At 50.0% G+C, this 25535-nt stretch carries 44 protein-coding genes and 1 pseudogene; 39 read left to right on the top strand and 6 right to left on the bottom strand.

Annotated elements, in window-relative coordinates; all coding sequences use genetic code 11:
* The 33 genes and pseudogenes from BLU64_RS16615 to BLU64_RS16455 all read left to right on the top strand — a co-directional run.
* Window positions 1–338: EF-Tu C-terminal domain-related protein (locus tag BLU64_RS16615; RefSeq protein WP_483306179.1), on the top strand; the 338-nt coding region annotated here is incomplete at its 5' end.
* 140 nt (window positions 339–478) lie between these two features.
* A complete protein-coding gene (gene bfd / locus BLU64_RS16610; RefSeq protein ID WP_071999813.1) occupies window positions 479–661 on the top strand; it encodes a bacterioferritin-associated ferredoxin in 183 nt (60 codons plus the stop codon).
* 75 nt (window positions 662–736) lie between these two features.
* A pseudogene (gene bfr, locus BLU64_RS16605) lies at window positions 737–1201 on the top strand (bacterioferritin).
* Window positions 1202–1503: 302 nt separating this feature from the next.
* A complete protein-coding gene (rpsJ, locus tag BLU64_RS16600) occupies window positions 1504–1815 on the top strand; it encodes a 30S ribosomal protein S10 (protein WP_001181005.1) in 312 nt (103 codons plus the stop codon).
* A 32-nt stretch (window positions 1816–1847) separates the two neighbouring features.
* Complete coding sequence (rplC, locus tag BLU64_RS16595) at window positions 1848–2477, top strand: 50S ribosomal protein L3 (RefSeq protein WP_026741339.1); 630 nt, start codon at window positions 1848–1850, stop codon at window positions 2475–2477.
* Between the two features lie 10 nt (window positions 2478–2487).
* Window positions 2488–3093 carry a 50S ribosomal protein L4 gene (gene rplD / locus BLU64_RS16590; protein ID WP_074729431.1) on the top strand — a complete coding sequence of 202 codons (606 nt, stop codon included), beginning with the start codon at window positions 2488–2490 and terminating at the stop codon, window positions 3091–3093.
* Window positions 3090–3392 carry a 50S ribosomal protein L23 gene (gene rplW, locus BLU64_RS16585; RefSeq protein ID WP_026741341.1) on the top strand — a complete coding sequence of 101 codons (303 nt, stop codon included), beginning with the start codon at window positions 3090–3092 and terminating at the stop codon, window positions 3390–3392. The genes rplD and rplW overlap by 4 nt, the downstream gene beginning before the upstream one ends.
* Before the next feature lie 19 nt (window positions 3393–3411).
* A complete protein-coding gene (gene rplB / locus BLU64_RS16580) occupies window positions 3412–4233 on the top strand; it encodes a 50S ribosomal protein L2 (protein WP_026741342.1) in 822 nt (273 codons plus the stop codon).
* A gap of 16 nt (window positions 4234–4249) precedes the next feature.
* Entirely contained in the window at window positions 4250–4528 is a 279-nt protein-coding gene (gene rpsS, locus BLU64_RS16575) for a 30S ribosomal protein S19 (RefSeq protein WP_021013347.1), read from the top strand.
* Window positions 4529–4542: 14 nt separating this feature from the next.
* Complete coding sequence (gene rplV / locus BLU64_RS16570; RefSeq protein ID WP_026741343.1) at window positions 4543–4875, top strand: 50S ribosomal protein L22; 333 nt, start codon at window positions 4543–4545, stop codon at window positions 4873–4875.
* A gap of 17 nt (window positions 4876–4892) precedes the next feature.
* Window positions 4893–5594, top strand: coding sequence for a 30S ribosomal protein S3 (gene rpsC / locus BLU64_RS16565; RefSeq protein ID WP_026741344.1), 702 nt, complete (start codon window positions 4893–4895; stop codon window positions 5592–5594).
* Between the two features lie 12 nt (window positions 5595–5606).
* Entirely contained in the window at window positions 5607–6017 is a 411-nt protein-coding gene (rplP, locus tag BLU64_RS16560) for a 50S ribosomal protein L16 (protein ID WP_026741345.1), read from the top strand.
* Entirely contained in the window at window positions 6017–6208 is a 192-nt protein-coding gene (rpmC, locus tag BLU64_RS16555; RefSeq protein ID WP_026741346.1) for a 50S ribosomal protein L29, read from the top strand. Before rplP ends, rpmC begins: the two co-directional genes overlap by 1 nt.
* Window position 6209: 1 nt before the next feature.
* Complete coding sequence (gene rpsQ, locus BLU64_RS16550) at window positions 6210–6464, top strand: 30S ribosomal protein S17 (RefSeq protein WP_012768107.1); 255 nt, start codon at window positions 6210–6212, stop codon at window positions 6462–6464.
* A gap of 169 nt (window positions 6465–6633) precedes the next feature.
* On the top strand, window positions 6634–7005 hold the full coding sequence (gene rplN / locus BLU64_RS16545) for a 50S ribosomal protein L14 (protein ID WP_026741347.1): 372 nt from the start codon (window positions 6634–6636) through the stop codon (window positions 7003–7005).
* Between the two features lie 11 nt (window positions 7006–7016).
* Window positions 7017–7331 (top strand): 50S ribosomal protein L24, encoded by a 315-nt coding sequence (rplX, locus tag BLU64_RS16540; protein ID WP_026741348.1) that lies wholly within the window; start codon window positions 7017–7019, stop codon window positions 7329–7331.
* 14 nt (window positions 7332–7345) lie between these two features.
* Window positions 7346–7885 (top strand): 50S ribosomal protein L5, encoded by a 540-nt coding sequence (rplE, locus tag BLU64_RS16535; protein ID WP_026741349.1) that lies wholly within the window; start codon window positions 7346–7348, stop codon window positions 7883–7885.
* 13 nt (window positions 7886–7898) lie between these two features.
* Complete coding sequence (gene rpsN / locus BLU64_RS16530) at window positions 7899–8204, top strand: 30S ribosomal protein S14 (protein ID WP_026741350.1); 306 nt, start codon at window positions 7899–7901, stop codon at window positions 8202–8204.
* Window positions 8205–8237: 33 nt separating this feature from the next.
* Window positions 8238–8630: a 30S ribosomal protein S8 gene (rpsH, locus tag BLU64_RS16525; RefSeq protein WP_026741351.1), complete on the top strand. Its 393-nt coding sequence runs from the start codon at window positions 8238–8240 to the stop codon at window positions 8628–8630.
* Between the two features lie 13 nt (window positions 8631–8643).
* The gene (rplF, locus tag BLU64_RS16520) at window positions 8644–9177 is read left to right on the top strand and encodes a 50S ribosomal protein L6 (protein WP_026741352.1); all 534 of its coding nucleotides are present in this window, start codon (window positions 8644–8646) and stop codon (window positions 9175–9177) included.
* A 9-nt stretch (window positions 9178–9186) separates the two neighbouring features.
* On the top strand, window positions 9187–9540 hold the full coding sequence (gene rplR, locus BLU64_RS16515) for a 50S ribosomal protein L18 (protein ID WP_026741353.1): 354 nt from the start codon (window positions 9187–9189) through the stop codon (window positions 9538–9540).
* A gap of 14 nt (window positions 9541–9554) precedes the next feature.
* Window positions 9555–10055 (top strand): 30S ribosomal protein S5, encoded by a 501-nt coding sequence (gene rpsE, locus BLU64_RS16510; RefSeq protein ID WP_026741354.1) that lies wholly within the window; start codon window positions 9555–9557, stop codon window positions 10053–10055.
* 6 nt (window positions 10056–10061) lie between these two features.
* Window positions 10062–10241, top strand: a complete 180-nt coding sequence (gene rpmD / locus BLU64_RS16505; RefSeq protein WP_004846568.1) for a 50S ribosomal protein L30 — start codon at window positions 10062–10064, stop codon at window positions 10239–10241.
* A gap of 3 nt (window positions 10242–10244) precedes the next feature.
* Window positions 10245–10679 carry a 50S ribosomal protein L15 gene (gene rplO / locus BLU64_RS16500; protein ID WP_026741355.1) on the top strand — a complete coding sequence of 145 codons (435 nt, stop codon included), beginning with the start codon at window positions 10245–10247 and terminating at the stop codon, window positions 10677–10679.
* 7 nt (window positions 10680–10686) lie between these two features.
* Entirely contained in the window at window positions 10687–12018 is a 1332-nt protein-coding gene (secY, locus tag BLU64_RS16495; RefSeq protein ID WP_026741356.1) for a preprotein translocase subunit SecY, read from the top strand.
* A gap of 34 nt (window positions 12019–12052) precedes the next feature.
* On the top strand, window positions 12053–12169 hold the full coding sequence (gene rpmJ / locus BLU64_RS16490) for a 50S ribosomal protein L36 (RefSeq protein WP_002227352.1): 117 nt from the start codon (window positions 12053–12055) through the stop codon (window positions 12167–12169).
* A 147-nt stretch (window positions 12170–12316) separates the two neighbouring features.
* Window positions 12317–12673, top strand: a complete 357-nt coding sequence (gene rpsM, locus BLU64_RS16485) for a 30S ribosomal protein S13 (RefSeq protein WP_026741357.1) — start codon at window positions 12317–12319, stop codon at window positions 12671–12673.
* Window positions 12674–12689: 16 nt separating this feature from the next.
* Window positions 12690–13079: a 30S ribosomal protein S11 gene (gene rpsK / locus BLU64_RS16480; protein ID WP_002438687.1), complete on the top strand. Its 390-nt coding sequence runs from the start codon at window positions 12690–12692 to the stop codon at window positions 13077–13079.
* Window positions 13080–13109: 30 nt separating this feature from the next.
* Window positions 13110–13730, top strand: coding sequence for a 30S ribosomal protein S4 (gene rpsD, locus BLU64_RS16475; RefSeq protein WP_026744173.1), 621 nt, complete (start codon window positions 13110–13112; stop codon window positions 13728–13730).
* A gap of 25 nt (window positions 13731–13755) precedes the next feature.
* The gene (locus BLU64_RS16470) at window positions 13756–14745 is read left to right on the top strand and encodes a DNA-directed RNA polymerase subunit alpha (protein ID WP_026741359.1); all 990 of its coding nucleotides are present in this window, start codon (window positions 13756–13758) and stop codon (window positions 14743–14745) included.
* Between the two features lie 40 nt (window positions 14746–14785).
* Window positions 14786–15175, top strand: a complete 390-nt coding sequence (rplQ, locus tag BLU64_RS16465; RefSeq protein ID WP_026741360.1) for a 50S ribosomal protein L17 — start codon at window positions 14786–14788, stop codon at window positions 15173–15175.
* Window positions 15176–15309: 134 nt separating this feature from the next.
* The gene (locus BLU64_RS16460) at window positions 15310–15693 is read left to right on the top strand and encodes a DnaJ family domain-containing protein (protein WP_026744172.1); all 384 of its coding nucleotides are present in this window, start codon (window positions 15310–15312) and stop codon (window positions 15691–15693) included.
* Window positions 15694–15789: 96 nt separating this feature from the next.
* On the top strand, window positions 15790–15999 hold the full coding sequence (locus BLU64_RS16455; protein ID WP_026744171.1) for an alternative ribosome-rescue factor A: 210 nt from the start codon (window positions 15790–15792) through the stop codon (window positions 15997–15999).
* 58 nt (window positions 16000–16057) lie between these two features.
* Here BLU64_RS16455 and mscL read toward each other — a convergent pair whose 3' ends face one another.
* The 5 genes from mscL to def all read right to left on the bottom strand — a co-directional run bounded on the left by mscL (window position 16058) and on the right by def (window position 20827).
* Entirely contained in the window at window positions 16058–16465 is a 408-nt protein-coding gene (gene mscL, locus BLU64_RS16450) for a large-conductance mechanosensitive channel protein MscL (RefSeq protein ID WP_026744170.1), read from the bottom strand.
* A gap of 94 nt (window positions 16466–16559) precedes the next feature.
* Window positions 16560–17969, bottom strand: a complete 1410-nt coding sequence (gene trkA / locus BLU64_RS16445; protein WP_244888434.1) for a Trk system potassium transporter TrkA — start codon at window positions 17967–17969, stop codon at window positions 16560–16562.
* 23 nt (window positions 17970–17992) lie between these two features.
* The gene (rsmB, locus tag BLU64_RS16440; protein ID WP_074729427.1) at window positions 17993–19282 is read right to left on the bottom strand and encodes a 16S rRNA (cytosine(967)-C(5))-methyltransferase RsmB; all 1290 of its coding nucleotides are present in this window, start codon (window positions 19280–19282) and stop codon (window positions 17993–17995) included.
* 74 nt (window positions 19283–19356) lie between these two features.
* Window positions 19357–20295, bottom strand: coding sequence for a methionyl-tRNA formyltransferase (gene fmt / locus BLU64_RS16435; protein WP_026744167.1), 939 nt, complete (start codon window positions 20293–20295; stop codon window positions 19357–19359).
* Window positions 20296–20317: 22 nt separating this feature from the next.
* Window positions 20318–20827 carry a peptide deformylase gene (gene def, locus BLU64_RS16430; protein WP_026744166.1) on the bottom strand — a complete coding sequence of 170 codons (510 nt, stop codon included), beginning with the start codon at window positions 20825–20827 and terminating at the stop codon, window positions 20318–20320.
* A 116-nt stretch (window positions 20828–20943) separates the two neighbouring features.
* On the opposite strand from def, the gene dprA reads away from it, so the two are divergent.
* The 6 genes from dprA to BLU64_RS16400 are packed head-to-tail and all read left to right on the top strand — an operon-like array spanning window position 20944 to window position 24754.
* A complete protein-coding gene (gene dprA, locus BLU64_RS16425; protein WP_026744165.1) occupies window positions 20944–22074 on the top strand; it encodes a DNA-protecting protein DprA in 1131 nt (376 codons plus the stop codon).
* Entirely contained in the window at window positions 22046–22519 is a 474-nt protein-coding gene (gene smg / locus BLU64_RS16420; protein WP_026741369.1) for a DUF494 family protein Smg, read from the top strand. Before dprA ends, smg begins: the two co-directional genes overlap by 29 nt.
* A 20-nt stretch (window positions 22520–22539) precedes the next feature.
* Window positions 22540–23097, top strand: a complete 558-nt coding sequence (locus tag BLU64_RS16415; RefSeq protein WP_074729425.1) for a DNA topoisomerase family protein — start codon at window positions 22540–22542, stop codon at window positions 23095–23097.
* Complete coding sequence (gene tsaC / locus BLU64_RS16410) at window positions 23090–23662, top strand: L-threonylcarbamoyladenylate synthase type 1 TsaC (protein WP_026744163.1); 573 nt, start codon at window positions 23090–23092, stop codon at window positions 23660–23662. Before BLU64_RS16415 ends, tsaC begins: the two co-directional genes overlap by 8 nt.
* Before the next feature lie 13 nt (window positions 23663–23675).
* Window positions 23676–24503 carry a shikimate dehydrogenase gene (gene aroE, locus BLU64_RS16405; protein WP_074729423.1) on the top strand — a complete coding sequence of 276 codons (828 nt, stop codon included), beginning with the start codon at window positions 23676–23678 and terminating at the stop codon, window positions 24501–24503.
* The gene (locus BLU64_RS16400; RefSeq protein ID WP_026744161.1) at window positions 24500–24754 is read left to right on the top strand and encodes a DUF1488 family protein; all 255 of its coding nucleotides are present in this window, start codon (window positions 24500–24502) and stop codon (window positions 24752–24754) included. Before aroE ends, BLU64_RS16400 begins: the two co-directional genes overlap by 4 nt.
* Here the strand turns inward: BLU64_RS16400 and BLU64_RS16395 are convergent.
* Entirely contained in the window at window positions 24751–25287 is a 537-nt protein-coding gene (locus BLU64_RS16395) for a gamma carbonic anhydrase family protein (protein ID WP_026744160.1), read from the bottom strand. The two genes, BLU64_RS16400 and BLU64_RS16395, sit on opposite strands and share 4 nt — an antisense overlap.
* Window positions 25288–25535 lie beyond the last annotated feature (248 nt).

Raw genomic sequence — 25535 nt, 5'->3', positions numbered from 1 at the left:
AGCGTGACGAAGTTGAACGTGGTCAGGTACTGGCTAAACCGGGTTCAATCAAGCCGCACACCCAGTTCGAATCAGAAGTTTATATTCTGAGCAAAGACGAAGGCGGCCGTCATACTCCGTTCTTCAAAGGCTACCGTCCGCAGTTCTACTTCCGTACAACTGACGTAACGGGCACCATCGAACTGCCGGAAGGCGTGGAAATGGTCATGCCGGGCGACAACATCAAGATGGTTGTCAACCTGATTGCTCCGATCGCAATGGACGATGGTCTGCGTTTCGCTATCCGTGAAGGTGGTCGTACCGTAGGCGCCGGCGTGGTTGCTAAAGTTATCGCTTAATTGCTGATAATTTAAACTGTATAAAAAGGCACTTCGGTGCCTTTTTTTATTGCCGAAAGAAGAAATGAGAATTGAAATAATAAACACGCGCAATTAGAGTTTGGTTGTCTGGTTAAAAATGAGTCACCAAGAATGTTTGTTTGTGTCATGCCATTACTGATAAAGCGATCCGCTACGTAATTCATCAGCATCAACCACACTCCCTTCAGCATTTAAAGCAACTGATTCCTATTGGAACTGACTGCGGTAAATGCTTACAGCACGCCCGTGCGATTTTCCTAGAAAAGAAAGAAAAACCTCCTGAACTATATAAAGTGAAATAGTTTTCATGGATATATATTTTTACTCTGTAACGACGGGTTCTACACTTTTGAGAACTGGAGCGAAGGAGTCATGTCATGAAAGGGGATAAAAATGTCGTTACGCATCTAAACAAGCTGCCAGGTAATGAGAGCTCATTGCTATCAATTAGTATGACTTACTCGCCCGGATGTTTAATAATTGGGGATTCACCCGTCTTAATGATCACGAATATCATGAGTCGATAGACGAAATGAAACACGCGGAACGCTATATTGAACGTATCCTTTTTCTTGAGGGGATATCTAATCTGCAAGATGTGGGTAAGCTCAACATCGGTGAAGATGTGAAGGAGCGTACTATGCTCAGACCTGAATCTCGAGTTGGATAGTGCGTGTGATCTACGAGAGTCAATCAACTATGCCGACTCGGTTCGCGATTATGTCAGTCGAGACTTAATGATTGCTATTCTTTCTGATGGAGAAGAACACATCGATTGGTTAGAGACTGAGCTGGATTTAAATGGCCAGCTAGGAATCAACTATCTCCAGACCCCAGCTTAAAGACGCTGAGACTAAGCACGATGTCGACCTAAAATTGCCCTCGAGGTTAACGCAGGACAGGGTCGGTCAATAAGAAATCATTTCCCTCCCGGGTTGCTTCCTAGACAGATTTACGTATAATGCGCGGGCTTACCTGAAATGGTAAGCCCGATTCTTTATGAATTTGGAGACGGGTGTTAAAGGCCCGTCAAACAATACTCCCAATAGGGGAGTTATGTACTGAACGATTACACTCCCCCATCAATCGAAATGGGTGTGAGGAGTAATTATTTACGTTTATAAATAATTGGAGCTCTGGTCTCATGCAGAACCAAAGAATCCGTATCCGCCTGAAAGCGTTTGATCATCGTCTGATCGATCAATCAACCGCGGAAATCGTCGAGACCGCTAAGCGCACTGGCGCTCAAGTCCGTGGTCCGATCCCGCTGCCGACCCGCAAAGAGCGCTTCACCGTTCTGATCTCCCCGCACGTCAATAAAGATGCGCGCGATCAGTATGAAATTCGCACTCACAAGCGTCTGGTTGACATCGTTGAGCCAACCGAGAAAACCGTTGATGCTCTGATGCGTCTGGATCTGGCTGCCGGTGTAGACGTGCAGATCAGCCTGGGTTAATCAGGTCATTGAGCGATTGAGAGGTTGAAACAATGATTGGTTTAGTCGGTAAAAAAGTGGGTATGACCCGCATCTTCACTGAAGAAGGCGTTTCTATCCCTGTAACCGTAATTGAAATTGAAGCAAACCGCGTAACTCAGGTCAAAAACCTGGAAAACGACGGTTATTCTGCTGTCCAGGTGACTACCGGTGCTAAAAAAGCTAGCCGTGTCACTAAACCTGAAGCAGGTCACTTCGCTAAAGCGGGCGTTGAAGCAGGTCGTACTCTGCGCGAATTCCGCCTGGCTGAAGGTGAAGAATTCACCATTGGTCAGAACATCAGCGTTGAAATTTTCGCTGACGTGAAAAAAGTTGACGTGACTGGTACATCCAAAGGTAAAGGTTTCGCCGGTACTGTTAAGCGCTGGAACTTCCGTACTCAGGATGCTACCCACGGTAACTCCTTGTCTCACCGCGTTCCGGGTTCTATCGGTCAGAACCAGACTCCGGGCAAAGTGTTCAAAGGCAAGAAAATGGCTGGCCAGATGGGTAATGAACGCGTGACCGTTCAGAGCTTGGACGTAGTACGTGTTGACGCTGAGCGCAACCTGCTGCTGGTTAAAGGTGCAGTTCCCGGTGCGACCGGTAGCGACCTGATCGTTAAACCAGCTGTGAAGGCGTAAGGGGATAGCAATGGAATTAGTATTGAAAGACGCGCAAAGCGCGCTGACTGTTTCCGAAACTACCTTCGGTCGTGATTTCAACGAAGCGCTGGTACACCAGGTTGTTGTTGCTTATGCAGCAGGTGCCCGTCAAGGTACTCGTGCTCAGAAGACCCGTGCTGAAGTAACTGGTTCCGGTAAAAAACCTTGGCGTCAGAAAGGTACTGGCCGCGCTCGTGCAGGTTCTGTAAAGAGCCCGATCTGGCGTTCCGGTGGCGTGACCTTTGCTGCCAAGCCTCAGGACCACAGTCAGAAAGTTAACAAAAAGATGTACCGCGGCGCGCTGAAAAGCATTCTGTCCGAACTGGTACGTCAAGATCGTCTGATCGTTGTCGAGAAGTTCTCTGTTGAAGCACCGAAAACCAAGCTGTTGGCTCAGAAACTGAAAGAGCTGGCACTGGAAGACGTGCTGATCATCACCGGTGAACTGGATGAGAATCTGTTCCTGGCCGCACGTAACCTGTACAAGGTTGACGTACGTGATGTAGCAGGTATCGACCCAGTTAGCCTGATCGCCTTCGACAAAGTGGTCATGACTGCTGACGCTGTTAAGCAAGTTGAGGAGATGCTGGCATGATTCGTGAAGAACGTCTGCTGAAAGTACTGCGCGCGCCGCACGTTTCTGAAAAAGCGTCTACTGCGATGGAAAAAACCAATACCATCGTTCTCAAAGTTGCAAAAGACGCGACCAAAGCAGAAATCAAAGCAGCAGTGCAGAAACTGTTTGAAGTCGAAGTCAATGAAGTTCGCACCCTGGTCGTTAAAGGGAAAGTGAAACGTCATGGACAGCGTATCGGTCGTCGTAGCGACTGGAAAAAAGCTTACGTCACCCTGAAAGAAGGCCAGAATCTGGACTTCATCGGCGGCGCAGAGTAAGTCGGAGGAGTAAAGAACAATGGCAATTGTTAAATGTAAACCGACATCTCCGGGTCGTCGCCACGTTGTTAAAGTGGTTAACCCTGAGCTGCACAAGGGCAAGCCGTATGCCCCGTTGCTGGAAAAAAACAGCAAAAGCGGTGGCCGTAACAACAATGGCCGCATCACTACCCGTCATATCGGTGGTGGTCACAAACAGCAGTACCGTATTGTTGACTTCAAACGTAACAAAGATGGTATCCCTGCTGTAGTTGAGCGTCTGGAGTACGATCCGAACCGTTCCGCGAACATCGCGCTGGTTCTGTACAAAGATGGCGAACGCCGTTACATCCTGGCACCTAAAGGCCTGAAAGCCGGTGATCAGATTCAGTCTGGTGTTGATGCTGCAATCAAGCCGGGTAACACCCTGCCTATGCGTAACATCCCGGTTGGTTCAACGGTTCATAACGTAGAAATGAAACCAGGTAAAGGCGGCCAGCTGGCTCGCTCAGCCGGTGCCTACGTTCAGATCGTTGCCCGCGACGGTTCTTACGTCACCCTGCGTCTGCGCTCTGGTGAAATGCGTAAAGTTGAAGCTGACTGCCGCGCAACACTGGGTGAAGTCGGTAACGCTGAGCACATGCTGCGCGTTCTGGGTAAAGCTGGTGCTGCTCGCTGGCGTGGTGTTCGTCCTACCGTTCGCGGTACGGCAATGAACCCGGTCGACCACCCGCACGGTGGTGGTGAAGGTCGTAACTTTGGTAAGCACCCGGTATCCCCGTGGGGCATCCAGACCAAAGGTAAGAAGACCCGCAGCAACAAGCGTACTGATAAATTTATCGTACGTCGCCGTAGCAAATAATTTTAGAGGATAAACCATGCCACGTTCTCTCAAGAAAGGTCCATTTATAGACCTGCACTTGCTGAAGAAGGTAGAGAAAGCGGTGGAAAGCGGAGACAAGAAGCCTTTGCGCACTTGGTCCCGTCGTTCAACGATCTTTCCAAACATGATCGGTTTGACCATCGCTGTCCATAATGGTCGTCAGCACGTTCCGGTATTCATCTCTGATGAGATGGTCGGTCACAAGCTGGGTGAGTTCGCACCGACCCGTACTTATCGCGGCCACGCGGCCGATAAAAAGGCTAAAAAGCGCTAAGGTAGGAGGAAGAGATGGAAACTATCGCTAAACATCGCCACGCTCGTTCTTCTGCTCAAAAGGTACGCCTGGTGGCGGACCTGATTCGCGGTAAGAAAGTGTCGCAAGCTCTGGAAATTCTGACCTACACCAACAAGAAAGCTGCTGGTCTGGTTAAAAAAGTCCTGGAGTCTGCTATTGCTAACGCAGAACACAACGATGGCGCTGACATTGACGATCTGAAAGTTGCGAAAATCTTCGTTGACGAAGGCCCAAGCATGAAGCGCATTATGCCGCGTGCCAAAGGTCGTGCGGATCGCATCCTGAAGCGTACCAGCCACATCACTGTGGTTGTGTCCGATCGCTGAGACTCTGGAGACTAGCAATGGGTCAGAAAGTACATCCTAATGGTATTCGACTGGGTATTGTCAAACCTTGGAACTCTACCTGGTACGCAAATACCAAAGAATTCGCTGACAACCTGGACAGCGATTTTAAAGTTCGCAAATACCTGACTAAGGAACTGGAGAAAGCCTCCGTTTCCCGCATCGTTATCGAACGTCCGGCTAAGAGCATTCGTGTGACTATTCACACTGCCCGTCCTGGCATCGTTATCGGTAAGAAAGGTGAAGACGTAGAAAAACTGCGTAAAGTCGTCGCGGAAATCGCTGGCGTTCCTGCGCAGATCAACATCGCTGAAGTTCGTAAGCCTGAACTGGACGCAAAACTGGTTGCTGACAGCATCACTTCTCAGCTGGAACGTCGTGTTATGTTCCGCCGTGCTATGAAGCGTGCCGTACAGAATGCCATGCGTCTGGGCGCTAAAGGGATCAAAGTTGAAGTAAGCGGCCGTCTTGGCGGCGCTGAAATCGCACGTACCGAATGGTACCGCGAAGGTCGTGTTCCGTTGCACACACTGCGTGCGGATATCGACTACAACACCTCCGAAGCGCACACCACTTACGGTGTCATCGGTGTGAAAGTGTGGATCTTCAAAGGTGAGATCCTGGGTGGTATGGCTGCCGTTGAGCAAGCAGAAAAACCGTCTGCTCAACCTAAAAAGCAGCAGCGTAAAGGCCGCAAGTAAGGAGAGTCGCTGATGTTACAACCAAAGCGTACAAAATTCCGTAAGGTGCATAAGGGCCGCAACCGTGGTCTGGCTGCCGGTACGGATGTGAGCTTCGGCACTTTCGGTCTGAAAGCTGTTGGCCGTGGTCGCCTGACCGCTCGTCAAATCGAAGCCGCGCGTCGTGCCATGACTCGTGCTGTAAAGCGTCAAGGTAAGATCTGGATCCGGGTATTCCCGGACAAACCGATCACCGAGAAACCGCTTGAAGTGCGTATGGGTAAAGGTAAAGGTAACGTTGAGTATTGGGTTGCCTTGATTCAGCCAGGTAAAGTCCTGTACGAAATGGACGGTGTGCCGGAAGAGTTAGCCCGTGAGGCATTCCAACTGGCAGCAGCGAAACTGCCGATCAAAACCACCTTTGTAACTAAGACGGTGATGTAATGAAAGCAAAAGAGCTGCGTGAAAAGAGCGTTGAAGAGCTGAATACTGAACTGCTTGAACTGCTGCGCGAACAATTCAATCTGCGTATGCAGGCGGCCAGTGGTCAGCTGCAACAAACTCACCTGTTAAAGCAAGTGCGTCGTAATGTCGCACGCGTTAAGACTTTACTGACTGAGAAGGCGGGTGCGTAAAATGACCGATAAAATCCGTACTCTGCAGGGTCGTGTTGTTAGTGACAAAATGCAGAAATCTGCTGTTGTTGCTATCGAACGTTTCGTGAAGCACCCGATCTACGGGAAGTTCATCAAACGTACGACTAAGCTGCATGTACATGACGAGAACAACGAATGTGGAATCGGCGACGTGGTGGAAATCCGCGAATGCCGCCCGCTGTCCAAAACCAAATCTTGGACGTTGGTTCGCGTTGTAGAGAAAGCGATTCTGTAATAGAGTGAGCGTTCTCTAAAACGATAAACGGCTCAAATCTTTGAGCCGTTTATTTTTTCTACCCATAGTCAGGAAGCAGTGTTATAATGCTGCGCCCTCATTTTGGGGCTTTTTTAACGGCCTATTCTGGGTCCTATAAAGTAGTAGTTGACATTAGCGGAGCACTAACATGATCCAAGAACAGACTATGCTGAACGTGGCCGACAACTCCGGCGCGCGTCGCGTAATGTGTATCAAGGTTCTAGGTGGCTCGCACCGTCGCTACGCAGGCGTCGGCGACATCATCAAGATCACCATCAAGGAAGCAATTCCTCGTGGTAAGGTGAAGAAAGGCGATGTGCTGAAGGCGGTAGTGGTGCGCACCAAGAAGGGTGTTCGTCGCCCTGACGGTTCTGTCGTTCGCTTTGATGGAAATGCTTGCGTTATTTTGAACAATAACAGCGAACAGCCCATCGGTACGCGTATTTTTGGGCCGGTGACTCGTGAACTGCGTTCTGAAAAGTTCATGAAAATTATCTCTCTGGCACCAGAAGTACTGTAAGGAGCGAAACCATGGCAGCGAAAATCCGTCGCGATGACGAAGTTATCGTGCTAACCGGCAAAGATAAAGGTAAGCGCGGTAAAGTAAAAAATGTTCTGTCTTCCAGCAAGATTGTTGTTGAAGGTATCAACCTGGTTAAAAAACATCAGAAGCCGGTTCCGGCCCTGAACCAACCGGGTGGCATCGTTGAAAAAGAAGCTGCAATTCAGGTTTCCAACGTTGCGATCTTCAATGCGGCTACTGGTAAGGCTGACCGTGTAGGCTTTAGATTTGAAGACGGAAAAAAAGTCCGTTTCTTTAAATCTAACAGCGAAACTATCAAGTAATTTGGAGTAGTACGATGGCGAAACTGCATGATTACTACAAAGACGAAGTAGTTAAAAAACTCATGACTGAGTTTAACTACAATTCTGTCATGCAAGTCCCTCGGGTCGAGAAGATCACCCTGAACATGGGTGTTGGTGAAGCGATCGCTGACAAGAAACTGCTGGATAATGCAGCAGCAGACCTGACAGCGATCTCCGGTCAAAAACCGCTGATCACCAAAGCACGCAAATCAGTTGCAGGCTTCAAAATCCGTCAGGGCTATCCGATCGGCTGTAAAGTAACTCTGCGTGGCGAGCGCATGTGGGAGTTTCTTGAGCGTCTGATCACCATTGCTGTACCGCGTATTCGTGACTTCCGTGGCCTGTCCGCAAAGTCATTCGATGGCCGTGGTAACTACAGCATGGGTGTGCGTGAGCAGATCATCTTCCCGGAAATCGACTATGACAAAGTCGATCGCGTTCGTGGTTTGGATATTACCATTACCACTACTGCGAAAACCGATGATGAAGGCCGTGCTCTGCTGGCTGCCTTTAACTTCCCGTTCCGCAAGTAAGGTAGGGTTACTAATGGCTAAGCAATCCATGAAAGCACGCGAAGTCAAACGCGTGAAACTAGCTGACAAATTCTTCGCAAAACGTGTTGAACTGAAAGCTATCATCTCTGACGTGAATGCTTCCGACGAAGATCGTTGGAACGCTGTTCTGAAGCTGCAGACTCTGCCGCGTGATTCCAGCCCGTCTCGTCAGCGTAACCGCTGCCGCCAGACTGGTCGTCCGCACGCTTTCCTGCGGAAGTTCGGGTTGAGCCGTATCAAGGTCCGTGAAGCCGCCATGCGCGGTGAAATTCCGGGTCTGAAAAAGGCTAGCTGGTAATTGTCACCAATTGAATCACGGGAGTAAAGACAGATGAGCATGCAAGATCCGATCGCGGATATGCTGACCCGTATCCGTAACGGTCAAGCCGCGAACAAAGTTGCGGTCACCATGCCTTCCTCCAAGCTGAAAGTGGCAATTGCCAACGTGCTGAAGGAAGAAGGTTATATCGAAGATTTCAAAATCGAAGGCGACACCAAGCCTGCTCTTGAACTGGAACTGAAATATTTCCAGGGCAAAGCAGTGGTAGAGAGCATTCAGCGTGTCAGCCGTCCAGGTCTGCGCATCTATAAACGTAAAGATGAGCTGCCAAAAGTGATGGCTGGTTTAGGTATCGCAGTTGTTTCTACCTCTAAAGGTGTTATGACTGATCGTGCAGCTCGCCAGGCTGGTCTTGGTGGCGAGATTATCTGCTACGTAGCTTAATCGGGAGGAAAGAATGTCTCGTGTTGCAAAAGCACCCGTCGTCATTCCTGCCGGCGTAGAGGTTAAACTCAACGGTCAGGATATTTCGATTAAGGGTAAAAACGGCGAGCTGAGTCGTAAGATCCATGACGCCGTAGAAGTTAAGCAGGCTGACAATGCACTGACTTTCGCCCCGCGCGAAGGTGTTGCAAACGGCTGGGCCCAGGCTGGGACCACTCGTGCACTGTTAAACAACATGGTTATCGGTGTTACCGAAGGCTTCTCTAAGAAGCTGCAGCTGGTAGGTGTAGGTTATCGTGCCGCCGTGAAAGGCAATGTGGTGAATATGGCCCTGGGCTTTTCTCACCCTGTTGATCACGAACTGCCTGCAGGCATCAATGCCGAATGTCCGACTCAGACTGAAATCGTGCTGAAAGGCGCTGATAAGCAGTTGATCGGTCAGGTTGCTGCAGAACTGCGCGCTTACCGTCGTCCTGAGCCTTATAAAGGCAAGGGTGTCCGTTACGCCGACGAAGTCGTGCGTACCAAAGAGGCTAAGAAGAAGTAAGGTAACACTATGGATAAGAAATCAGCTCGTATCCGTCGTGCGACCCGCGCACGTCGCAAGCTCCAGGAACTGGGTGCGACACGTCTGGTGGTACATCGTACCCCGCGTCATATCTATGCGCAGGTCATCGCACCGAACGGTTCTGAAGTCCTGGTAGCCGCTTCTACTGTAGAAAAAGCTATCGCTGAACAACTGAAGTCCACCGGTAACAAAGATGCTGCCGCTGCTGTGGGTAAAACCATCGCTGAGCGCGCTCTTGAAAAAGGCATCAAAGATGTCTCTTTTGACCGTTCCGGGTTCCAATATCATGGTCGTGTCCAGGCACTGGCAGATGCTGCCCGTGAAGCTGGCCTTCAGTTCTAAGGTAGAGGTGTAAGATGGCTCACATCGAGAAACAAGCTGGCGAACTGCAGGAAAAGCTGATCGCGGTAAATCGCGTATCCAAAACTGTCAAAGGCGGTCGTATTTTCTCCTTCACAGCTCTGACTGTAGTTGGTGATGGTAACGGTCGCGTAGGTTTTGGTTACGGTAAAGCGCGTGAAGTTCCGGCAGCAATCCAGAAAGCGATGGAAAAAGCCCGTCGCAATATGATGAATGTCGCGCTGAACAACGGCACTCTGCAGCACCCTGTTAAAGGTGCGCACACAGGGTCTCGCGTGTTCATGCAGCCAGCTTCCGAAGGTACCGGTATCATTGCCGGTGGTGCAATGCGCGCCGTGCTGGAAGTCGCAGGGGTTCATAACGTATTGGCTAAAGCCTATGGTTCCACCAACCCGATCAATGTGGTTCGTGCAACTATCGATGGCTTGGCTAATATGAAGTCCCCGGATATGGTCGCTGCCAAGCGTGGTAAATCCGTTGAAGAAATTCTGGGGTAATTAACCATGGCAAAGACTATTAAGATTACTCAAACCCGTAGTGCAATCGGTCGTCTGCCGAAACATAAGGCAACACTGCTTGGCCTGGGTCTGCGTCGTATTGGCCACACCGTTGAGCGTGAAGATACGCCTGCTGTACGCGGTATGGTCAACGCGGTTTCCTACATGGTTAAAGTGGAGGAGTAACAGATGCGTTTAAATACTCTGTCTCCGGCCGAAGGTGCTAAACATGCACCGAAGCGTTTAGGTCGTGGTATCGGTTCTGGCCTGGGCAAAACCGGCGGCCGTGGTCACAAAGGTCAGAAGTCTCGTTCTGGCGGTGGCGTACGTCGTGGTTTTGAAGGTGGTCAGATGCCTCTGTACCGTCGTCTGCCGAAATTCGGCTTCACTTCTCGTAAGGCCATGGTAACAGCTGAGATTCGTCTCTCTGACCTGGCTCGCGTTGAAGGCGATGTTGTCGATCTGAATACGCTGAAAGCCGCAAATGTCATTGGCATCCAGATCGAGTTTGCGAAAGTGATTCTGTCTGGTGAAGTTGCACGCCCAGTAACGATTCGTGGTCTGCGTGTCACTAAAGGTGCTCGTGCTGCTATCGAAGCTGCTGGCGGTAAAATTGAGGAATAAGTAGCAGATGGCTAAGCAACCAGGATTAGATTTTCAAAGTGCTAAAGGCGGGGTTGGCGAGCTGAAACGCAGACTGTTGTTTGTAATCGGTGCGTTGATTGTTTTCCGTATTGGCTCTTTCATTCCCATTCCTGGTATTGATGCCACTGTGCTTGCCAAATTGCTCGAGCAACAGCGTGGCACCATCATTGAAATGTTTAACATGTTCTCTGGTGGTGCCCTCAGTCGCGCTTCGATCTTTGCGCTGGGTATTATGCCGTATATTTCGGCATCCATTATTATCCAGTTGCTGACGGTGGTTCATCCTGCGTTAGCGGAAATAAAGAAAGAAGGGGAGGCTGGGCGACGTAAAATCAGCCAGTACACCCGTTATGGTACGCTGGTGCTAGGTATTTTTCAGTCTATCGGTATTGCTACCGGTTTGCCGAATATGCCTGGAATGCAAGGACTGGTCATTAATCCAGGCTTCGCTTTCTATTTTACGGCTGTTGTCAGCTTAGTTACCGGGACGATGTTCCTGATGTGGCTTGGTGAACAGATTACTGAGCGTGGTATCGGAAACGGTATTTCAATCATAATCTTCGCTGGTATCGTCGCAGGGCTTCCTCCTGCTATCGCGCATACTATCGAGCAAGCTCGGCAAGGCGACCTGCACTTCCTCCTGTTGCTGTTGGTTGCAGTTTTAGTGTTTGCAGTGACGTTCTTTGTTGTATTCGTTGAACGTGGTCAACGTCGAATCGTCGTTAACTATGCAAAACGCCAGCAAGGCCGTCGTGTTTATGCAGCACAGAGTACGCATTTGCCGCTGAAAGTGAATATGGCAGGGGTTATCCCAGCAATCTTCGCTTCCAGTATCATTCTGTTCCCAGCTACGATTGCATCTTGGTTTGGGGGCGGTACCGGTTGGAACTGGCTAACGACGATTTCGATGTATCTGCAGCCTGGACAACCGCTTTATGTGCTACTCTATGCGTCTGCAATCATCTTCTTCTGTTTCTTTTATACTGCGTTGGTTTTCAACCCGCGTGAAACAGCAGATAACCTGAAGAAGTCCGGTGCATTCGTGCCAGGAATTCGGCCGGGAGAGCAAACGGCGAAATATATTGATAAAGTGATGACCCGCCTGACTTTGGTTGGTGCGATGTATATTACTTTTATCTGCCTTATCCCGGAGTTCATGCGTGATGCAATGAAAGTGCCGTTCTACTTTGGTGGTACGTCCCTGTTAATTGTTGTTGTCGTGATCATGGACTTTATGGCTCAAGTGCAAACTCTGTTGATGTCGAGTCAATATGAGTCTGCATTGAAGAAAGCAAACCTGAAAGGCTATAACCGCTAATCAAGGCAAGCTTGAGAAGTTACGGAGAGTAAAAATGAAAGTTCGTGCTTCCGTCAAGAAATTATGTCGTAACTGCAAGATCGTTAAACGTAACGGTGTCGTACGTGTGATTTGCAGCGCCGAGCCGAAGCATAAACAGCGTCAAGGCTGATTTATCTCACATATTTTTCTTGCAAAGTTGGGTTGAGCTGGCTAGATTAGCCAGCCAATCTTTTGTATGTAACTGCAACATTATTTGAGTATCCTGAAAACGGGCTTTTCAGAATGGTGTTGCTGTATGAAATTGTAGGAGTGCATAGTGGCCCGTATAGCAGGCATTAACATTCCTGATCATAAACATACTGTTATCGCATTAACGGCGATCTACGGTGTTGGCAAAACCCGCTCGCAGGCTATCTGCGCGGCTACGGGTATTGCTGAAAATGTTAAGATCAGTGAGCTGTCTGAAGAGCAAATCGAAAAGCTACGTGACGAAGTTGCCAAGTTTGTTGTTGAAGGTGACCTGCGTCGTGAAGTCACCCTGAGCATCAAGCGTCTTATGGACCTTGGTACTTATCGTGGTTTGCGTCATCGTCGTGGTCTGCCGGTTCGCGGTCAGCGTACCAAGACCAACGCCCGTACCCGTAAGGGTCCGCGCAAACCGATCAAGAAATAATCGGGGTGATTGAATAATGGCAAAGGCACCTATTCGTGCACGTAAGCGTGTAAGAAAGCAAGTCTCTGACGGTGTGGCTCATGTCCATGCTTCTTTCAACAACACCATCGTAACTATTACCGATCGTCAGGGTAATGCGCTGGGTTGGGCAACTGCCGGTGGTTCCGGTTTCCGTGGTTCTCGTAAATCTACGCCATTCGCCGCTCAGGTGGCAGCAGAGCGCTGCGCTGAAGCTGTGAAAGAGTACGGTATCAAGAATCTGGAAGTTATGGTTAAAGGACCTGGTCCGGGCCGTGAGTCTACTATCCGCGCATTGAACGCGGCTGGTTTCCGCATCACTAATATTACTGATGTGACTCCGATCCCTCATAACGGTTGTCGTCCGCCGAAAAAGCGCCGCGTATAACGCCGCTTTTAGGATTGTTGGAGAAAGAAAATGGCAAGATATTTGGGTCCTAAGCTCAAGCTGAGCCGTCGTGAAGGCACCGACCTGTTCCTTAAGTCTGGTGTTCGTGCGATCGATTCCAAGTGTAAGATTGAACAAGCTCCTGGTCAGCACGGTGCTCGTAAGCCGCGCCTGTCTGACTATGGTGTACAGTTACGTGAAAAACAAAAAGTTCGCCGTACCTATGGTGTTCTGGAGCGTCAGTTCCGTAACTATTATAAAGAAGCAGCCCGTCTGAAAGGCAATACCGGTGCAAACCTGTTGCAGTTGCTGGAAGGTCGTTTAGACAACGTAGTTTACCGTATGGGCTTCGGCGCCACGCGTGCAGAATCGCGTCAGCTGGTTAGCCACAAAGCTATCATGGTAAACGGTCGCGTTGTTAACATCGCTTCTTATCAGGTATCTCCGAATGACGTAGTCAGCATCCGCGAGAAAGCTAAAAAGCAGTCTCGCGTTAAGGCCGCTCTGGAGCTGGCTGAACAGCGTGAAAAGCCAACTTGGCTGGAAGTTGATGCTGCCAAGATGGAAGGTGTGTTCAAACGTAATCCTGAACGTACCGATCTGTCTGCGGACATTAATGAACACCTGATCGTCGAGCTTTACTCCAAGTAAGGCTTAGTACCAAAGAGAGGACACAATGCAGGGTTCTGTGACAGAGTTTCTAAAACCGCGCCTGGTTGATATCGAGCAAGTCAGTTCGACGCACGCCAAGGTGACCCTTGAGCCGTTAGAGCGAGGCTTCGGCCACACTCTCGGTAACGCACTGCGCCGTATTCTGCTTTCATCCATGCCAGGTTGCGCGGTGACCGAGGTTGAGATTGATGGTGTACTGCATGAGTACAGCACCAAAGAAGGCGTACAGGAAGATATCCTGGAAATCCTGCTCAACCTGAAAGGGCTGGCGGTGAGAGTTCAAGGCAAAGATGAAGTTATTCTTACCCTGAATAAATCTGGCATTGGCCCTGTGACTGCAGCCGACATCACCCACGACGGTGATGTTGAAATCGTCAAGCCACAGCACGTAATCTGCCATCTGACCGATGAAAGCGCGTCTATTAACATGCGCATCAAAGTTCAACGTGGACGCGGTTATGTGCCGGCATCTGCCCGTATTCATACGGAAGAAGATGAGCGCCCGATTGGTCGCCTGTTAGTCGATGCTTGCTACAGCCCGGTAGAGCGTATTGCCTACAATGTTGAAGCAGCTCGTGTTGAACAGCGCACCGACTTGGACAAGCTGGTCATCGAAATGGAAACCAATGGTACGATTGATCCTGAAGAGGCAATCCGCCGTGCGGCTACCATTCTGGCTGAACAACTGGAAGCTTTCGTTGACTTACGTGATGTACGTCAGCCGGAAGTCAAAGAAGAAAAACCAGAATTCGATCCGATCCTGCTGCGCCCTGTTGACGATCTGGAATTGACTGTCCGCTCTGCTAACTGCCTTAAGGCAGAAGCTATCCACTACATCGGTGATCTGGTACAGCGTACCGAAGTTGAGCTACTCAAAACGCCTAACTTAGGTAAAAAGTCTCTTACTGAGATTAAAGACGTGCTGGCTTCACGTGGTCTGTCTCTGGGCATGCGCCTGGAAAACTGGCCACCAGCTAGCATTGCTGATGAGTAACCGGATCACAGGTTAAGGTTTTACTGAGAAGGATAAGGTCATGCGCCATCGTAAGAGTGGTCGTCAACTGAACCGTAACAGCAGCCATCGTCAGGCTATGTTCCGTAACATGGCTGGTTCTTTGGTTCGTCATGAGATCATCAAGACGACCCTGCCAAAAGCGAAAGAGCTGCGTCGTGTTGTTGAACCGCTGATTACTCTTGCCAAGACCGACAGCGTTGCTAATCGTCGTCTGGCATTCGCCCGTACTCGTGATAACGAGATCGTGGCAAAACTGTTTAATGAACTGGGCCCGCGTTTCGCGAGCCGTGCCGGTGGTTACACTCGTATTCTGAAGTGTGGCTTCCGTGCAGGTGACAATGCGCCGATGGCTTACATCGAGCTTGTTGATCGCTCAGCTTCAACAGAAGAAGTTGCTACTGCAGAGTAATTTGTAAGAGCATGAAAAAACCGGGGAAACCCGGTTTTTTTTCGTCTGTACTTTATGCCACTTCCCCTCTGTGATTCGTTTTGTGACGTTTTGAGCTTATGATGGACTTCTGGTCACCCATTTCCGGAGGCGATATGTTCATCATTGACCAATGGGCTGAACGTCATATCAGCGAAGCTCAAAAAAAAGGCGCATTCGACGATCTTCCAGGCCGAGGAAAACCACTTCATCTGGAAGACAATTTGTGTGTGCCTCAGGAGTTGCGAGCGGTTTACCATGTGCTCGCAAACGCAGGTTATCTTCCCCCTGAGCTGATGGATCGCAAAGAAGCCATCACCCTTTCTGCAATAATGCGGGAGATCGCAATCGACGATCCTGATTATGAATCGATATCTAAACGTTTAAGATTGCTCGAATTGCGCTTGCAGCAGGCAGGTATTGATACTCAGTTTTTAAGAGGAAGTTATCGTTCCTCTTTAAGTGCCCGCATTGGGCGGCTAGAGAGCGATGACGAATAATGTGAAAATCACTATACGAGTCTGAGGTTCGGTATTAAAATCGCGGCGGAAATTATAAGTGGTAATTAAATTAACCAATAAGTTCAGGAGACAAAGATGTCTAACTATCGGCATACAAAAGGTCAGATAAAAGATAACGCGATTGAAGCGTTGCTTCATGACCCGTTATTCAGGCAGCGAGTGGAGAAAAAAGTGAAAGGTAAAGGAAGCTATCAACGGAAATGTAAGCACAAAAATGCAGGGGGCGGTAACTGGGAGGCCAGTGGTAAAATTGAACGCATTTTACCACTGGCTTTCTGGTTTTGAGGGCAACAAACTTTCCTCTCAAAAACCGGCTGAATAATTCAGCCACTTAACATCTGATTTATTTATTTTGCTCTTTGAGCAGATCGCGGATTTCTGTTAATAACGTTTCTTCCGCAGAAGGTTTAGGCGGAGCCGCTGGTTTCTCTTCCTCTTTGCGACGCATCTTGTTCATTAAATTAATAGCGACAAAAATAGCGAGCGCGACAATGATGAAATCAAAAATGTTCTGAATGAACACGCCGTAGTTCATGACTACAGCGGGAATATTGTCATGGGCTTCACGTAATACTAGATGAAATTGCTTGAAGTCGATCCCACCGATCAATAAGCCTAGCGGTGGCATGATGATATCAGAAACCAGAGAAGAGACGATTTTACCAAAAGCGGCGCCAATAATGACACCGACAGCTAAATCTACTACGTTCCCGCGCATCGCAAACTCGCGAAACCCTTTCAAGAAACTCATTTTAATTCTCCCAATAAAATAGTTACTTCAATCATTCTAACAAGAGCTGACGGATTTTCCATTTACCGCCATATCCAGACTACTCGTGTCATTTTTACAAGAAAAAAGGACTCGGCTGGAACAAGCGTTCAACGTCAGAAACATATTTTTTGTCCGTTAAGAACATGATGACGTGATCGCCTTGCTCTATCTGAGTTTTACCGGTGGCGATGATCACGTTGTCGCCTCGCACTATGGCTCCAATCGTTGTACCTGGCGGGAGCTTGATGTTTTCGACGGTACGACCAACCACTTTTGAAGTGCCTTCGTCCCCGTGTGCAATGGCTTCGATAGCTTCCGCGGCGCCTCGACGTAGTGATGACACCCTAACAATATCCGCTTTGCGTACATGCCCCAGCAACGCGGATATTGTCGCCTGCTGAGGTGAGATAGCGACATCAATCGCACTTCCTTGCACAAGATCGACATACGCCCGACGTTGAATCAGCACCATTGCTTTTTTGGCACCCAGACGCTTGGCGAGCATGGATGACATGATATTTGCTTCATCATCGTTAGTGATGGCGATGAAGACATCCATTTGTTCAACATGCTCTTGCGCCAGCAGTTCTTGGTCGGACGCATCGCCGTGAAAGACAATAGTATTTTGCAGAAGCTCAGCCAACTCTGCAGCCCGCTGCTCATCTTTTTCAATCAGTTTTACGCTGTAGTCTTTTTCCAGCTTGTGCGCCAAACCTGCCCCAACGTTACCTCCACCTACAATCATGATGCGTTTGTAAGGTTTCTCAAGCCGCTGCAATTCGCTCATCACAGCGCGAATATGCTGTGATGCGGCGACAAAAAACACCTCGTCACCCGCTTCGATTACCGTGGATGCTTGTGGCCTGATAGGTCTGTCATGGCGGAAAATCGCGGCGACCTGAGTATCGATATGGGGAATATGTTCACGCATTGACGAGATGGCACTTCCCACTAAAGGTCCACCGTAGTAAGCATTAACGGCGGCGATACTCACTTTCCCTTCAGCAAAGTTGACGACCTGCAGAGCACCCGGGTATTCGATGAGTTTATAGATGTTCTCAATCACGAGCTGTTCAGGGGAGATCAAATGATCGATAGGAACGGCGTCGGACTGAAACAGCTGCTCGGATTCTCGGATATAGTCGGCTGAGCGAATGCGAGCAATACGATTGGGCGTGTGGAATAACGTATACGCTACCTGACATGCCACCATATTGGTTTCGTCAGAGCTGGTCACGGCTACCAGCATATCGGCATCTTCCGCGCCGGCCTCACGCAAGATGCGGGGATGGGAGGCGTACCCGGTCACTACGCGCAGATCGAATTTATCCTGCAACTGACGCAGACGTGTCATATCGGTGTCGACAACCGTAATATCGTTGTTTTCTCCCGACAAGTTTTCCGCCAACGTCCCGCCAACTTGTCCTGCACCAAGAATAATAATTTTCATCGTTTTTTTGCCGTGTAATGTGTTGACCCGGATTGAGACAATGAGATGGAATCGTGTCAGCCTTTGGTCAGCTTCGCATAGAAGAAACCATCGCCACCTTCAGGGGTGGGGATACATTGAATGCCAGGTCGTTCGAGATTGCCGGTATCCGTCAGCTTGGCGTCGGCATGACGCGTCAGGAATGCCGTTATCTGCTGTTGGTTTTCTTCAGGTAATATCGAACAGGTCGCGTAGACCAGTGTTCCGCCAGACTTCAGATATGGCCAGATAGCCTCGAGTATCTCTGATTGCAGCGTGGACAGATCCTGGATATCGCTATCGCGACGCAACCACTTTATATCCTGATGACGGCGAATGACCCCTGTGGCTGAACAGGGTGCATCGAGAAGGATGCGATCAAACGTTTGGCCCTCGCACCAGTCGGCAGGTTGGCGGCCGTCTCCCTGACGTATTGTTGCTTTAAGATGGAGCCGCTCCAAATTCTCTTTCACACGTTCTAAACGTTTAGTGTCGACATCCACAGCCATAACCTGAGCCTCTGGCGCAGCTTCAAGTATATGCGTAGTTTTGCCGCCTGGAGCAGCGCACAAGTCCAGAATGGATTCACCGTTTTTGGGCGCAAGCCAGTGTACACAACCTTGTGCCGACGCATCCTGCACAGTCACCCAGCCATCGGCAAATCCTGGCAGGGCGGACACAGCGCTGGGGGCCAACAGACGGATAGCATCCGGATTTTCGTCATGGGCGACAGCGGCCAACCCCGATTCAGACAGTAACTGAAGATATTCGTCCCGAGTGTGATGCAGCCGGTTGACTCGCAGCCACATTGGCGGTTTCTGATTGTTGGCGTCGAGGATGCCTTCCCATTGTGTGGGATAGGCGTCCCGGATACGTTTTAACAACCAACTGGGGTGCAAATGTGCACTCTCTAAGCCAGATGCCTGTTCCACTAACGTATCCTGCTGACGCTGGAACTGACGTAGGACACCATTAACCAGTCCTTTCATCTGAGGACGTTTAAGCGCGACGGCGCCGTTTACCGTTTCCGCCAACGCGGCATGCGCAGGTATTCGGGTAAAAAGCATCTGATAAATCCCGACCATCAACAGATAATGTAATGTCCGCTGCTTGCCTACCATCGGCTTGGCCATCAACTGCTGGATATACCACTCTAACTGCGGAAGAACGCGCAAGGTGCCGAAGCACAATTCTTGCAACAGTGCCCGATCTTTGTCGGAGATGTTCTTTTGCACAACGGGCAGAACCGCGCTGAGAGACTGACCTTGATCCAACACCTGGCCGATGGCTTTGGCTGCAATACTGCGTAGGTTGTAATTGTTTTTCATAGGCTAAAGCGGATATCGATCGGTGTTATAGGAATAAAACGCCCGGTGATTAGTCACCAGGCGATAGGGATGATTTACAGCTGGTTTCCTGGGGTGAACCATTCACGGCGTGAATTTAACAGGTCTTGTGTCGACATCGGCTTTTTACCCGCCGGCTGTAGCTGAGTCAGATTGAGAATCCCATCTGAGGTCGCGACCTGGATACCCTGCTTATCGGCCTGCAAGATGGTGCCAGGAACCGCTTGGCCGTCAGTAGCGATGACATTGGCCTGCCACACCTTTACCGGCAGATTGTCGATGATGAAATAACTGATTGGCCAAGGATTAAATGCTCGGATACAGCGCTCCAGCTGATCGGCTGAAAGCGACCAGTCGAGTCGAGCTTCTTCTTTACTCAACTTCTCTGCATAGGTTGCCTGTTTTTCATCCTGAGCTTCTGCACGCACCTGAGATGTCGACAGTTGATCGAGCGTAGTCAGCAGACCCTGTGGGCCCATTTTAGCCAACTTGGCATAGAGCGTGGCGCTGGTATCTTCCGGGAGAATAGGACACGCCACCTTATGCAGCATGGCTCCGGTATCGAGCCCCGCGTCCATCTGCATGATGGTCACTCCCGTGTGGCTGTCGCCCGCCCACAGCGCGCGCTGTATTGGCGCGGCGCCACGCCAGCGCGGCAATAAAGATCCGTGAACGTTTATGCAGCCCAACCGCGGCATATCCAGCACAGCCTGCGGCAGAATTAACCCATAAGCCACAACCACCATCACGTCGGCCTCAAATTCGGCGACAAGCTGCTGATGCTCTGCCGGGCGCAGCGATTTAGGCTGCCTGACCGGAATTGCGTGCTGTTCCGCCAGAACTTTTACCGGGCTCGGCGTGAGTTTGTTTCCTCGTCCCGCAGGTCGGTCTGGCTGAGTGAATACGCCGACGACCTCATGTTGAGAGGAAAGCAGCGCCTCAAGGTGCTGCGCTGCAAAATCAGGGGTTCCTGCAAAAATAATCCTTAAAGACACGTGGTTTCCGCCTGATAGATGGTTATGCGCGACTGTTTTGTCTGGCCAGCTTTTCCAGCTTCTGCCGGATACGCTGACGTTTTAATGGGGACAGATAATCAATGAACAGCTTACCGACAAGATGGTCCATCTCGTGTTGAATACAAATAGCTAGCAGTCCATCTGTTTCCAGCTCGAATGATTCGCCGTCACGATTCAGGGCACGGATTTTGATACGTTCTGCGCGTGAAACCAGAGCGCGAGTTTCTGGGATCGACAAGCAGCCTTCTTCAATGCCCGTGTCTCCACTTTTTTCAATCAGTTCCGGATTGATCAGCACCAAACGTTCGTTACGTTCTTCCGAAACATCGATCACGATGATGCGCTGGTGGATATCAACCTGCGTAGCGGCCAGGCCAATGCCTTCTTCTTCGTACATCGTGTCGAACATATCGTCCACGATACGTTGAATTTCTGCATTAACTTCTTTGACGGGCTTTGCGATTGTGCGAAGCCGCTCGTCCGGGAAATGTAATACCTGCAAGACTGACATATATTTTTAGATCTGTATCCGAGTGATGAGAGAAAGTTCTGGTGTCTATTCTAGACATTTCCGGTTCTGATTGACAGTATCCGCCATGATTAGCACTGCAGGATGCGGAGCGGAAAATGACGGATACGGAAGTATGGTTGCGCCTGGCGTCGGTGAGCCGATTAGGGGCCAGAAAAATTGCCCGGTTGGTGAGTCAGCTAAAAGAGGCTTGCGGTTGTTCGATCGCTTTTCTGAAGGGATTAGGGGTGTCAGAATCTCAGGCACAGCAGTTTTTTGGCTATGAGCATGCAAAGGTTGAGGCTGTCTTAAGTTGGCTTGAACACCCCTCACACTCGCTCGTCTTCTTCGGCACGATGGAATATCCCTTTCTGCTCAGTAACATCAGTTCACCACCGCCCATTTTGTATGTCATCGGTGATGCAACGCTGTTGGGTTCAACTCAAATAGCGATAGTTGGCAGTCGGAACCACAGTGCTTACGGGGAACAGTGGGGACAGTTTTTCGCTCAGGAATTCAGTCTGAGTCAATTGACCATCACCAGCGGACTTGCGGTCGGTATTGACGGGATTGCTCATCAGGCCGCGCTGGATACGGGCGGAAAGACGATCGCCGTTCTGGGGAGCGGGATGAATCACCTGTATCCCAGACGCCATAGGCCTTTAGCCGAGAGCATTGTCGAGCAGGGCGGAGCGTTAGTTTCTGAGTTTGCGCTGGATACCAGACCGCTTCCGATCAATTTTCCTCGTAGAAATCGGATCATTAGCGGCTTGAGTCAGGGCGTGCTGGTGGTCGAAGCTTCCCGGCGTAGCGGGTCTCTGGTTACGGCGCGTTACGCCCTTGAGCAAAACAGGGAGGTGTTTGCTCTGCCGGGGCCGATTGGTAATGTGATGATGGAGGGGACGCACTGGTTAATTCAGCAAGGAGCGTACTTGGTCACCCATCCAAAAGACGTTATTGAACAGCTTGGCAGCGATCTTCATTGGATAACGGAGTTTCCCAACGTAGATAAGGCAATTATTTGTTCTCAGGAGAGCGAAGTTGAATTGCCATTTGCTGATGTGTTGGCTAACGTAGGAGATGAGGTTACACCTGTTGACGTTGTCGCTGAACGTGCCGGCCAACCTGTGCCAGAAGTAGTCGGTAAACTACTGGATCTGGAGTTAGCAGGGTGGATCGCAGCTGTACCCGGCGGCTATGTCCGATTGAGGAGGGCAGGCCATGTTCGACGTACTCATGTACTTGTTTGAAACTTATATTCACAATGAAACTGAAATGCGTGTCGACCAAGATACGTTGACTGATGACCTCACTCGCGCTGGATTTGATCGCAACGATATTTACAGTGCGCTGGATTGGTTAGAAAAATTAGCGGATATCCAAGAGGGGCAGACGCCTCCATTGGCGTTGGCGAGCGATCCTCTGGCATTACGTATTTATACGCCGGAAGAAGAGCAACGGCTGGACGTCGAATGTCGTGGTTTTCTTCTGTTTCTCGAACAGATTCAGGTGTTGAGTTTAGAAACCCGGGAGATGGTGATCGATCGGGTGATGGCGCTTGAAACCCAAGAGTTCGATTTGGATGACCTTAAATGGGTTATTCTGATGGTGCTATTTAATGTGCCTGGCTGTGAAAATGCCTATCAGCAAATGGAAGATTTACTTTTTGAAGCTAACGAAGGTTATGTGCAGTAAACCCCTCTCAAGGGGACCCCATGGTTAAGCCGATACTTTTTGCCGAGAAAAAACAACAGTGTCCGGAATGCGGTGCTGACTTGGTTATCCGTTCCGGTCGACACGGACTTTTTCTGGGTTGTTCCCACTATCCTGAATGTGAATACATCCGCCCGCTCAAAGCGCAAGCGGATGGTCACGTTGTAAAAGTGCTGGATGGTCAGCTCTGTCCCGAATGCCAGTCAACGCTGGTGTTACGCCAGGGGCGCTACGGTATGTTTATCGGGTGCTCTCAATACCCCGAATGTAGTCATACGGAAACGATCGACAGGCCGGATGAAACTGCTCTTAGCTGTCCTCAGTGTCATCAGGGAAAGTTACTGCAACGTAAATCGCGTTATGGCAAAACGTTCCATTCGTGCGACCGCTATCCTGAATGCCGGTTCGCCATTAATAATCAGCCGGTGGCGGGCGAATGTGAGTATTGCCACTATCCCCTATTAATCGAGAAGAAAACGGCGCATGGCGTAAAGCGATTCTGCGCTAGCAAGTCATGTGGCAAACCCGTATCAACAGAGACGTCCAACAGCAATGAATAACAATATCCCCCTCGAACAATGGTCCCTCTTGTTGAAGAATCTGGAGGATCACAAGGTGATCGCTTATCCCACCGAAGCTGTCTTTGGTTTGGGATGCGATCCGGATAGTGAGATCGCCGTGCAGCGGCTGTTGGATCTGAAGCGTCGTCCTTGGCAGAAGGGGTTGATCCTGATCGCTGCGGAATTTCAGCAGTTGGAACCTTATGTGGATGTTTCCGTACTCTCGCAGACGCAGTTAAATGCCGTTTTTTCCACCTGGCCGGGGCCGGTGACATGGGTTATGCCGACGAAACCTGGTACGCCTCAGTGGCTGACCGGCGAATTCACAACGCTGGCGGTGCGAGTCACTGACCATCCTTTAGTCGTTGAGCTCTGCCGTCGGTTTGGCAAACCATTGGTTTCCACGAGTGCGAATCTGAGTGGCAAGCCGCCATGTCGTACAGCACAAGATGTGTTTGAGCAGTTCGGAAAAGCGTTTCCCGTGTTGGAGGGGCCGATTGGTGGTCGTCAAAATCCATCAGAAATTCGCGATGCCTTAACGGGTTCAATGGTACGTCCGGGCTAAAAGGAAATATGTCATGTCATCTGAAGTTAAAGCTTTCGCGGTGTTCGGTAACCCTATCGCGCACAGTAAATCTCCTCAGATCCACGCCCTGTTTGCTCATCAGACCGGGATATCACTATCGTATGATCGGTTTTTAGCTCCGGTTGAAGAGTTTGAACAGACGCTGCAGACGTTTTTCCAGACAGGCGCTGGCGCCAATGTAACAACGCCGTTCAAAGAGCGAGCCTGCATCGTCATGGACGCCTTGAGCGAGCGAGCTAAAGTGGCGGGCGCCGTCAATACCATCAAAAAAATGGATGATGGCACATTGTACGGCGATAATACCGATGGCATGGGCCTGTTGAGCGATTTAGAGCAGAACACATTAATTCAACCCGGTTTCCACGTGTTGTTGATTGGCGCGGGAGGCGCGGCGAGAGGCGTTATTCAGCCCCTGCTGGCCTATGGCTGCTCGATCACTGTAACCAATCGCACACACAGCCGCGCTGAATCGCTGGTGAAACATTTCTGCAATAAAGGAAATATCCGGGCGCTGCCTTTAAATGAACTCACTGATGAGGGATTCGATCTCATTGTTAACGCTACGTCGTCAGGTATTGCGGGCGATGTCCCTGCATTGCCTGAATCTCTCGTAAGTCGCGAGGTTCACTGTTATGACATGTTTTATGCCTCGGGGCTAACTCCCTTCCTCAAGTGGTGTTCTGAATTGGGCGTTAAAAAGTATGCGGATGGTTTAGGCATGTTGGTATGGCAGGCAGCCCATGCTTATGAACTATGGCATGGGATACTGCCAGACGCTGCTGCGGTGATCCAACAAATGAAGCGAGAACTTGAGCAGTGAACCAATCCATTCAATTTCCCGATCGTGAAGAGTGGGATGAAAACGAGCAGGCCATCCGCTTCCCCGTACAGGTCAATGGATTTCAACGTGAATGTGTTCTGCGGGCGGAATCCATCCAGCAGCGGTTTGGCGGGGCTAATCGCAAAGAGTGGCTTTCTCTGTTCTTATCGAATCGTTGGGATTTGGAAGAGGAATTTGAGAGCATGATTGTCAATGAAGTTGAGGATGCCTACGGCCGATTTGTGCTTTAGTCGATAAGGTACTCATCTTTCCACCGTACATAGTTGTTGGCGGAATAAATTAGTCCATCTATTTCCTCTGGCGTTAGCAGCCGTATTTTCCTGGCCGGACTTCCCATATAAAGATAACCGCTTTCCAGCCGTTTGCCTGGCGCCACCAAACTTCCGGCGCCTATCATCACGTCGTCCTCGATCACAGCGCGATCCAGAATGATGGATCCCACTCCTACCAGAACGCGGTTCCCGATCGTACAGCCATGCAATATCACTTTATGACCGATGGTGACGTCTTCCCCAATAACCAATGGATTGCCGCTTTCGTTCTTGGCGGATCGATGAGTGACATGCAAAACGCTGCCGTCCTGAATGTTGGAGCGCTCGCCAATAAGGATCGTGTTGACGTCCCCACGAATGGCGACGAGAGGCCATATACTGACATCGTTTGCCAGAGAAACATCACCGATCACGACGCTGGAGGGATCGATCATGACTCGCTTACCTACCGTTGGGATAAGATTTTTGAAGGGGCGAAGGCTCTTCGTCATGACTGATTACCTCATAGATGGAAGACATTCTGCCGAAATAAGCAGATTTGGAGTCAGAAAATAGCCTTCGATGCGTAAGATCTCAACGGAAAGGTGAAAAAAAAAGCGAATGATAAAAAAGATCTAAATAGGGGGTTGTGCAACTCGGAGAGATCCCTATAATGCGCTCCCACTGACACGGCGCAGCGGACAACGCAACGCGGTGGCAGTCGAAGAAAGACGAAGAAAGTCGTTGACTTCAAACGCGG

Origin of the sequence: Lonsdalea quercina (assembly GCF_900107885.1) — a bacterium.
Classification (GTDB): domain Bacteria; phylum Pseudomonadota; class Gammaproteobacteria; order Enterobacterales; family Enterobacteriaceae; genus Lonsdalea; species Lonsdalea quercina.
This window is presented reverse-complemented; position numbering and strand designations above follow the sequence as displayed.